Genomic DNA, 8,061 nt, shown 5'->3' with positions numbered 1-8,061 from the left:
TCATCGATCGGGTCGTCGACGAGGGATCCTACTTCGAGTTACGGCCCGACTACGGCGAGGAGATCATCACCGCCTACGCCCGGATCGACGGCCGCCCCGTCGGGATCGTCGCGAATCAGCCGGCCCACCGCGCGGGCGCGATCTTCCCCGACGCCGCCGAGAAGGCCGCGGAGTTCATCTGGAAGTCCGACGCGTTCGACATCCCCCTGCTCTACCTCTGTGACACCCCCGGCTTCATGGCCGGCTCGCAGGTCGAGAAGGACGGTATCCTCGAGCAGGGCAAGAAGATGATCTACGCGACCTCGTCGGCGACGGTGCCCAAGCAGACGGTGGTCGTCCGGAAGGCCTACGGCGCCGGGATCTACGCGATGGGCGGCCCCGCCTACGACCCCGAGAGCGTCATCGGCCTCCCGTCGGGCGAGATCGCCATCATGGGCCCCGAGGCCGCGATCAACGCCGTCTACGCGCGCAAACTCTCCGAGATCGACGATCCCGAGGAGCGCGAGCGGCGAGAACAGGAGCTTCGCGAGGAGTACCGCGAGGACATCGACGTCCACCGGATGGCCAGCGAGGTCGTCATCGACGAAATCGTTCCGCCCAGCACGCTCCGCGAGGAGCTGTCGGCCCGCTTCGCGTTCTACGAGGGTCTCGAGAAGGAGCTGCCGGACAAGAAACACGGTACGATCCTCTAGTTCGGCCTCGAGAACCGTTTAGTAGCCGCCTATCCGATCGCTATCGCTCTCATAACAAAACCGCTCCTCGTCGAGGTGAGCCACACGCTCCCGAGGGGCAGCCGCCGGTTCGACTCCGGCGGGGAGACTCATGGGTTTCGACGAGGGATACGCCTCGAGACGGCTCCCCGGCGAGCTGACGCCACGGGAACTCGAGCGCGCGCTCTGGCTGCTCGTCGCGCTCTCGCTGGTCGGCGACGTCGTCACGACGTTCGTCGGCCTCCAGCTCGGGCTCGCCGAGTCGAACCCGATCGCCAGGAACGTGATCTACAGTTACGGACTGGTCGGAATGGTCGCGATGAAGGGGGCTGCCGTCGGCGTCGGGCTCGCCTGTCGCCCGCTGCTTCCGCAGCTCTATCGGATGATCGTCCCCGCCGGGCTCGCGATCCCCTGGACCGTCGCGGTCGGGATCAACCTCTACATGATCTCGCGGGTCGTCTGATACGGATTGCTGTACCGATTTACCGGCGCAACCGCCGCACGGGTCGCGGTTGCGCCGGTACTGACGTACAGGAAACCGTATGAGCGCCTCGGGTTCGTCCGGGTTCCGGCGGGTGCTATCGATCCCCGCCACCGGTCCGTCCCTCGAGGGCGACGCGCCAGCCTCGAACCACGTCCCTGATTGCGGTCCACTGTGCCTGCGTACCGGGAACTGCCGCCGTCCCGGATTCGCCCGCCGCGCGCTCGAGTTCGGCGCGAACCCCGACCGGGGCGTCGATGGAGCGAAACGCGAGCGTCGATCCGCTCGCGGTCTCGATCGAGACCGTTCCGGCGTCGATCACCCGCTCGAGTACACCCTGCGTGACGGTCGTGTTCTGGATCCGCTCGAGGCCGGCCGTCCGTACCGAGACGCCGACGACGCCGCGTCTGATCGCCAGCCGGCGATCGGTGATCACGAACTCCGTTCTCGCGAGCCGGGCGTAGGGCCACAGCGGCACCGCCGCGAGCACCGGGAGCCAGCCCAGCGCCAGGATCGTGAGGAACTCGAGCGCGACGCCGGCTGCGACCGCGGCCATGGCGAACACGGTGACCGCCACCCACGGGTAGACGGTCTGGATCCGTGGTCGGCCTCGCCACCGCAGTCGCTCGTCGGGCTCGAGCGCCAGCCAGGATGCGACCTCGTCCCGAGCGATCGAGTCGTCGGGATCGGTTCGGGGACGGGCCGTCTCGGCCGTCATCGTCGGTTCCGTTCGTCGTCGGATCGGTCCGGCGAGGAGTCACTCTCGGGCGGGCGGTCACCGGAGGGGTCGCCCTCGAGCGGACGGTCATCGAGCGGCGGATCGTCGCCCTCGAGGAGTCGGTCGTCGGACGAGACGTTGCCGGACGAGGCGCCATCGGGCGGACCGTCGTCCGCTGGGTCCGCGTCGTCCGTCGGCGGCTGTCGTCTGCGAACGGGCTCCCGGCGATCCGGTTCGGAGTCAGTTCTCGACTCGGATTCGGTCCTCGGCTCGGCTTCGGGTTCGGCTCCCGAGTCGGGCTCGAGCAACCGTTCGCCGTCGATCTCCGACATCTCACCGTCGGTCTCCGACATCTCACCGTCGATATCCGGTATCTCGTCGCCGACGGCCGATCCCTCGACGGCCGCGCGGATCGCCCGCAGCTCGGCGAGGATCTCCTCGAGGACGTCACCCTCTCCCTGCCCCGGATCGCGGTGACGGCCGACCTGTTCGCTGATCCGCTGTTGGACCGTTCGGGGCTCGGAAACGGACCGAAACGCCATCTCGACGCCCGCGCCGCCGGCCGTCGTGAGTTCGACGGTGCCGTAGCCGAAGGTCGAACCGAGCGCGGACTGGCTGTAGGAGATGTCCTGGACCTTTTCGTGGTCGATCCGTTTGACGTCCCGCGAGAGCACGCCCGTCTTCCGGTAGACGGCGCTGTCGGTGATCACGTAGACGGTGTTGCGGATCCGGAGGTACTCGCCGACGATGAGCACGATTCCGATCAGCACGATCGAGAGCGGGATCCCGATCGCCAGCGTCGGCACCAGTGTGCGGCGGTCGGGTCCGCCGGCCCAGACGATCTCCTCGTCGTCCTCCAGCGAGAGCCACTCGAGGTCGCGCTCGAGGGCGGCGTCACCGGAGGCGGACATCGTCACTCCGCCTCCGCGCGCTCGCGTTTCAGCGAGAGGACCGTGCGCTCGAACTCGCAGACGAGGTCGTCGTCCTGGTTGAACGCCTCGACGCGCATCGTGACGATCCCGCGCTCGCCGTCGCTGGTCTCGCGCTTGTCGGTCACCGTCGACTGCACCCGGATCGTGTCGCCGTGAAACACCGGCTGGGGGTGTTCGACGTCGTCGTAGGAGAGGTTCGCGACGATCGTTCCGTCGGTCGTCTCCGGGATCGAGACCCCGACCGCCAGCGACACCGTGTAGAGCCCGTTGACCAGCCGCTCCCCGAACTGGGTGTCGGCCGCGAACTCCTCGTCTAAGTGCAGGGGCTGCTGGTTCATCGTCATATCACAGAAGCGCTGGTTGTCGCTCTCGGAGATCGTCCGCCGGCGCTCGTGCTCGATCGTCTCGCCGACCTCGAACTCCTCGTAGTACAGTCCCGTCATGCGTTCGACCTCCACGAGACCGCACAAAAGCGCGTCGGGATCTCGAGGCGTTCGTCGAGGAGGGGCACCCGAGACGCGAATCCCGGGTGCTCGTTCCGGGGTCGCTCAACGGGTCGTCCTCCCGAGTGGTGATCGTGAGTCGCCCTCGCGGGCCCGCAAGTATTGCCCGAGCCGGCCGGAAGTGACAAGGATTATTGTTCGACGCGCCGATCGGTTCGATCTAGCCTGCACCCGACCCGGCTCGCCGGCCGAGTCGTTCGGTGCAGTACCGTCCCACAATGACTACAGCCGAATCCACAGCCGAACCCGAATCCGAGAGCGCCGTCGAAACCGCCCGCCGCCAGCTCGAGCGCGCCGCGGCACACCTCGAGGTCGACGAGGGGGTCGTCGAACGGCTCCGTCATCCGACCAGCGTCTACCGGGTGTCGATCCCGCTCGAGCGCGACGACGGGACGACCGAGATGTTCACCGGCTACCGCGCCCACCACGACAGCGTCCGCGGCCCGTACAAGGGCGGGCTGCGCTACCATCCCGGCGTCACCGAGGACGAGTGTATCGGCCTCTCGATGTGGATGACCTGGAAGTGCGCCGTGATGGACCTCCCCTTCGGCGGCGCGAAGGGCGGCGTCGTCGTCAACCCGAAAGAGTTGAGCCGAGGGGAGAAAGAGCGGCTCACCCGCCGGTTCGCCGAGGAGCTGCGCCCCGTCATCGGCCCGATGAAGGACATTCCGGCTCCCGACATGGGAACCGATCCGCAGACCATGGCGTGGTTCATGGACGCCTACTCGATGCAGGCCGGCGAGACGACGCCCGGCGTCGTCACGGGGAAACCGCCGGTCATCGGCGGCTCCGAGGGCCGCGAGAAGGCCCCCGGCCGGAGCGTCGGGATCGTCACGCGGGAGGCGATCGAGTACTACGACCGGGAGCTCGAGGAGACGACGGTCGCGGTCCAGGGCTTCGGCAGCGTCGGCGCGAACGCGGCCCGGTACCTCGACGAACGCGGCGCGACGATTGTCGCGGTCTCGGACGTCGACGGGGCGATCTACGACCCCGACGGGTTCGACACGAACGACGTCGAGGACCACGACGAGACGCCGGGGATGGTATCGACCTACGACGCCCCCGAGAAACTCTCGAATCCGGAGCTGCTCGAGCTCGACGTCGACGTGCTGATCCCCGCGGCGATCGGGAACGTGTTGACCGTCGAGAACGCCCGCAACGTCCAGGCGGACATGATCGTCGAGGGCGCGAACGGGCCGACGACGTCGGCGGCAGACCAGGTCTTCGAGGACCAGGGCGTTGCCGTGATCCCGGACATCCTCGCCAACGCCGGCGGGGTGACGGTGAGTTACTTCGAGTGGCTCCAGGACATCAACCGCCGGGCCTGGAGCTTGGAGCGAGTCCACAAGGAACTCGAGTCGGAGATGCTCCAGGCGTGGAACGCCGTTCGAGAGGAGTACGACGCGCGTGACGTCACCTGGCGCGACGCGACCTATCTCGTCGCGCTCTCGCGGATCGCGGAGGCACACGACGCCCGCGGGCTGTGGCCGTAGTCGGAGTATCGTCGCCGTCGGCAGCCGCGACCGTTGGGTCGGGGTCCCACCCCTCGTTCAGAGTGTAACGGCTCGAGAAAGCCGGAGAGACTACGGAAACGAGGGGTTGAACCGAGACCTACGAGAACGAGGAGAGGTCGACGCGCCCGCGTGTCGAGTCGTTGCTGTCGGCGAGTTTGTCGTAGGGCGGCAGCTCCTCGAGCGAGTCGTCGCGGCGGACGGCTTTGACGATGTGTTTCGGGTCGGTGACGAGGCGGTGGAGGAGGTAGCTCCCCTGGGAGCGACCGCCGCCGGTTTTCTCGGACTCGATGACGCCCAGAAACGCCTGTTCTTTGAGCTGGCGGTAGAGCCCGTTCTCGGTGATCGGATCGGTCGCGACCAGCTCGCAGATGTCGGCGTAGCGCTCGTAGATCTCGCGGGTCTTGTACGTCTCGCGGTCGCCGGTGACGATACAGCTCGCCAGGGCGTACAGCGCCAGCTTCGCGTGGGCGGTCGCCCCGCTGGTGAGCTCCTCGATCCGGTTGATCTCGGCGACCTCCTGGGCCTGCTTGATGTGACGCTCCGAGACGCTCTCGGAGGCCGTTCGGCGCGCGAGCTCGCCGGCCTCCTTGAGGATCTCGATGGCCTTGCGCGCGTCGCCGTGTTTCTTCGCCGCGAGGGCGGCACAGAGCTCGATCGTCCCGTCCTCGAGCACGTCCGGCTGGAAGGCGTCCTGCCGATTGCGCATGATCTCCCGGAGCTGCGCGGCGTCGTAGGGGTGGAAGAACAGCTCCCGGTGGCCGAAGCTGCTGTCGATGCGCTCGTCTAAGGTCTCGCGGTACTGGACCTTGTTCGAGATGCCGATGACGCCGATGTAGGCGTCGGTCTTTCGCGCCTCGCGGGCCCGCGAGAGCTGCATCAGAATGTTGCTGTTGTCGAGCTTGTCGATCTCGTCGAGGATCACGATCACCGAGTCGAAAAACTCCTCGAGAACCGACCAGATGTGCTGGTAGTACTCCATCGTGCCGACGCCCCGGACCGGGATGTGCTGGTCGTAGCCGGTCTGATCGGCCAGATTGAGTGCGAGCTGGCGGGTCGCCCGCGTTTCGGTGTTGGCTTCGGAGCAGTCGACGTAGAGCACGCCGCAGTCGATCTCGTTGTCCTCGGCGGCGTCCCGGGCTCGGGTCGCGACGTGGCGGGAGATGAGACTCTTCCCGGTTCCGGTCTTGCCGTAGATCATCACGTTGTTCGGTGGGTCGCCCCGCGTGATCGCCCCGATTTCGGCGGCGACGGACTGGATCTCGTCGTCCCGACCGACGATCCGGTCCTCTTCGGGAACGTGGCCGACGTGCAGGAGCTCCTTCCGATTGAAGATCGGATCCTGCGACTGGAAGAGGGGATCCCCACCGGCCTGTTCGGTCATGTTGCTGTCCTTGGAGAGTCGTATAATAAAACTATGGAAGGTAGCTCAGACTGATAACGGATCCCGAGCGGCGTTGAACCGATGTATTTCGAGAGAATCAGTGTGAGCGGGTCGGAGGCCGCATGCAGACTGAACTACGGGCGGACTCCGCCGGCGTTTCCGTGCTCTCTCCCACCCCACCCCCACCCCTCGTTCAGAGTGTAACGGCTCGAGAGAGGGGATGGGGGGTGGGAGGTGTGGAACGACGGTGGGAGACCGCGGGGTCGAGGCAGAAACTGCTGTGAATACGTGATTGTACAGACATGATGATACAGACGTGATGGTACTGTTGATATGCCAACAGAGCATCTCTAGAGAGAGATTAACTAGCATTATCTACGGACGAGGTCTACTAGTTAGTATTATATTTTATGGTATAGGTTGTTGTTGCTTGTAGATGAATAACGTCTAGTACAGATCTAGTTAATTACGATGTCTGTCTAGATATCTATCTAGTGTTCGGATACCTATCTAGATACTATCTATGATAGTACGGTAGTTGCTATCCTGATCCAAGGTAACGCGCACCAAGATAGCGTGCTACATGAGCATCCAAGAGAGCATGCTGGTAGTATGCCGTATTCTATACAGGAGGGTCTACTCTGCCTTTCCGCTTCGATCGGGTAGTCGTGTAGAATCATCGCGAGACGTCTCGACTGTGTTGTTCCCGGCCGATACGCTGGTTCCCTATTGGAGACCCCTCCCACTGTCGCCCCCCACGGGGAGGGGGACACCTTCGAAGCCCTTTTCACTCTGAACGAGGGGTGGGGGTGGCCACACACCCCATTCAGAGTGAAAAGCTGCGGCCCACCATCGCCGCTCCCCGCGGCTTCCCGCTCGAGCCGTTACACTCTGAACGAGGGGACCGGGGGACGACGGCGGCGCGCCGACTAACCGGTGGGCAACGAGTCCAACACCGCTCGAGAGACAACGCGTCTAAACCCCGTCCGGCAACGACTTCCCAGCCCCTGGGAAGAGACGCTGGGTGAAATACCGTCCGTTCCGAACAGACGCCCATGGAAGACGAGACACCGCGGACGGACGACGAGATCAAACGCGCAGTCATCGACCGAACGCGGGAGGTACAGCTGGCGGACGGCGACCCGGTCAGCGAGCAGTTGCTCGAGGACGTCTCCGTCGAGGACGGCGTCGTGACGTTCACGGTCGTCTTCGATCGGCTCAACCGACAGCTGAGCGAGCGCCTCTCGGACCAGCTTCGGGGTGCCGGGCTCGCGACCGAGGGGATCGACCACGTCCGGATCGAGGCGACCGACGCCGAGGCCCCCGAGAGCGGTCTTCCCGTCACGGGCGTCGACTCGCTGATCGCGATCGGCAGCGCGAAGGGCGGCGTCGGCAAGACGACGATCACCGCCGCGCTCGCGCGGGCGCTCGACGAGGCCGGGCTCGACGTCGCCGTTTTCGACGCGAACGTCTACGCGCCAGACATCCCCGGGCTGCTGGGCGCGGAGGGACCGGTCCAGAACACGCCCTCGGGCCGACCGAAACCGATCGAGGCCGACGGGATCGAGGTCGTCAGCCTCGATCTGATCGCCGAGGACGGCCCCGTCGCCTGGCGCGGCGCGATGGTCCACGACGTCCTCAAGGACCTGCTCGGGGACGCGACCTGGGACGACCGGGACGTCCTGCTGGTCGATCTCCCGCCGGGGATCGGCGACGCCGTCTACACGATCGTCCAGCAGGCGCCCGACGCTTCCGCGCAATCCTCGCGGGAGTTGCCGCCCCAGACCGCGTCCGTCACGGCCCACTGCAGGAAAGGCGGCAC

8 protein-coding genes are annotated in these 8,061 nt (G+C 65.9%); 4 read left to right on the top strand and 4 right to left on the bottom strand.

Translation table 11 applies throughout. The annotated features are described in order from the left end of the window. A partial coding sequence (locus tag ACNA7R_RS17915; RefSeq protein ID WP_416284888.1) for a carboxyl transferase domain-containing protein occupies window positions 1-692 on the top strand: 692 nt, incomplete at its 5' end. A gap of 130 nt (window positions 693-822) precedes the next feature. Then, window positions 823-1,173: a DUF5658 family protein gene (locus ACNA7R_RS17910; protein WP_416284887.1), complete on the top strand. Its 351-nt coding sequence runs from the start codon at window positions 823-825 to the stop codon at window positions 1,171-1,173. 115 nt (window positions 1,174-1,288) lie between these two features. On the opposite strand, the gene ACNA7R_RS17905 is transcribed toward ACNA7R_RS17910, so the two are convergent. Genes ACNA7R_RS17905 through ACNA7R_RS17895 form a run of 3 tightly spaced genes read right to left on the bottom strand, consistent with a single transcriptional unit; the run spans window position 1,289 to window position 3,284 of the window. Further along, window positions 1,289-1,909 (bottom strand): PH domain-containing protein, encoded by a 621-nt coding sequence (locus ACNA7R_RS17905; RefSeq protein ID WP_416284886.1) that lies wholly within the window; start codon window positions 1,907-1,909, stop codon window positions 1,289-1,291. Further along, window positions 1,906-2,820: a PH domain-containing protein gene (locus ACNA7R_RS17900; protein ID WP_416284885.1), complete on the bottom strand. Its 915-nt coding sequence runs from the start codon at window positions 2,818-2,820 to the stop codon at window positions 1,906-1,908. The genes ACNA7R_RS17905 and ACNA7R_RS17900 overlap by 4 nt, the downstream gene beginning before the upstream one ends. A 2-nt stretch (window positions 2,821-2,822) precedes the next feature. Next, on the bottom strand, window positions 2,823-3,284 hold the full coding sequence (locus ACNA7R_RS17895) for a MaoC family dehydratase (RefSeq protein WP_416284884.1): 462 nt from the start codon (window positions 3,282-3,284) through the stop codon (window positions 2,823-2,825). Window positions 3,285-3,562: 278 nt separating this feature from the next. Between ACNA7R_RS17895 and gdhB the strand changes: the two genes are divergently transcribed. Further along, complete coding sequence (gene gdhB / locus ACNA7R_RS17890) at window positions 3,563-4,837, top strand: glutamate dehydrogenase GdhB (protein WP_416284883.1); 1,275 nt, start codon at window positions 3,563-3,565, stop codon at window positions 4,835-4,837. A 118-nt stretch (window positions 4,838-4,955) separates the two neighbouring features. On the opposite strand, the gene ACNA7R_RS17885 is transcribed toward gdhB, so the two are convergent. Continuing rightward, entirely contained in the window at window positions 4,956-6,239 is a 1,284-nt protein-coding gene (locus ACNA7R_RS17885) for a Cdc6/Cdc18 family protein (RefSeq protein WP_416284882.1), read from the bottom strand. Between the two features lie 1,055 nt (window positions 6,240-7,294). Here ACNA7R_RS17885 and ACNA7R_RS17880 point away from each other — a divergent pair. Next, on the top strand, window positions 7,295-8,061 hold a 767-nt coding region (locus tag ACNA7R_RS17880), incomplete at its 3' end, for a P-loop NTPase (RefSeq protein WP_416284881.1).

Origin of the sequence: Natronococcus sp. (genome assembly GCF_047921035.1) — an archaeon.
Lineage (GTDB): Archaea > Halobacteriota > Halobacteria > Halobacteriales > Natrialbaceae > Natronococcus.
The sequence above is the reverse complement of the archived record's forward strand: the minus strand, read 5'-3'. Positions and strand labels throughout refer to the sequence as shown.

What these genes read in the sequence shown, in the direction of transcription:
- ACNA7R_RS17910 (WP_416284887.1), top strand. Translation starts at nt 823, where the DNA reads ATGGGTTTCGACGAGGGATACGCCTCGAGACGGCTCCCCGGCGAGCTG.
- ACNA7R_RS17905 (WP_416284886.1), bottom strand. Translation starts at nt 1,909, where the DNA reads ATGACGGCCGAGACGGCCCGTCCCCGAACCGATCCCGACGACTCGATC.
- ACNA7R_RS17900 (WP_416284885.1), bottom strand. Translation starts at nt 2,820, where the DNA reads ATGTCCGCCTCCGGTGACGCCGCCCTCGAGCGCGACCTCGAGTGGCTC.
- ACNA7R_RS17895 (WP_416284884.1), bottom strand. Translation starts at nt 3,284, where the DNA reads ATGACGGGACTGTACTACGAGGAGTTCGAGGTCGGCGAGACGATCGAG.
- gdhB (WP_416284883.1), top strand. Translation starts at nt 3,563, where the DNA reads ATGACTACAGCCGAATCCACAGCCGAACCCGAATCCGAGAGCGCCGTC.
- ACNA7R_RS17885 (WP_416284882.1), bottom strand. Translation starts at nt 6,239, where the DNA reads ATGACCGAACAGGCCGGTGGGGATCCCCTCTTCCAGTCGCAGGATCCG.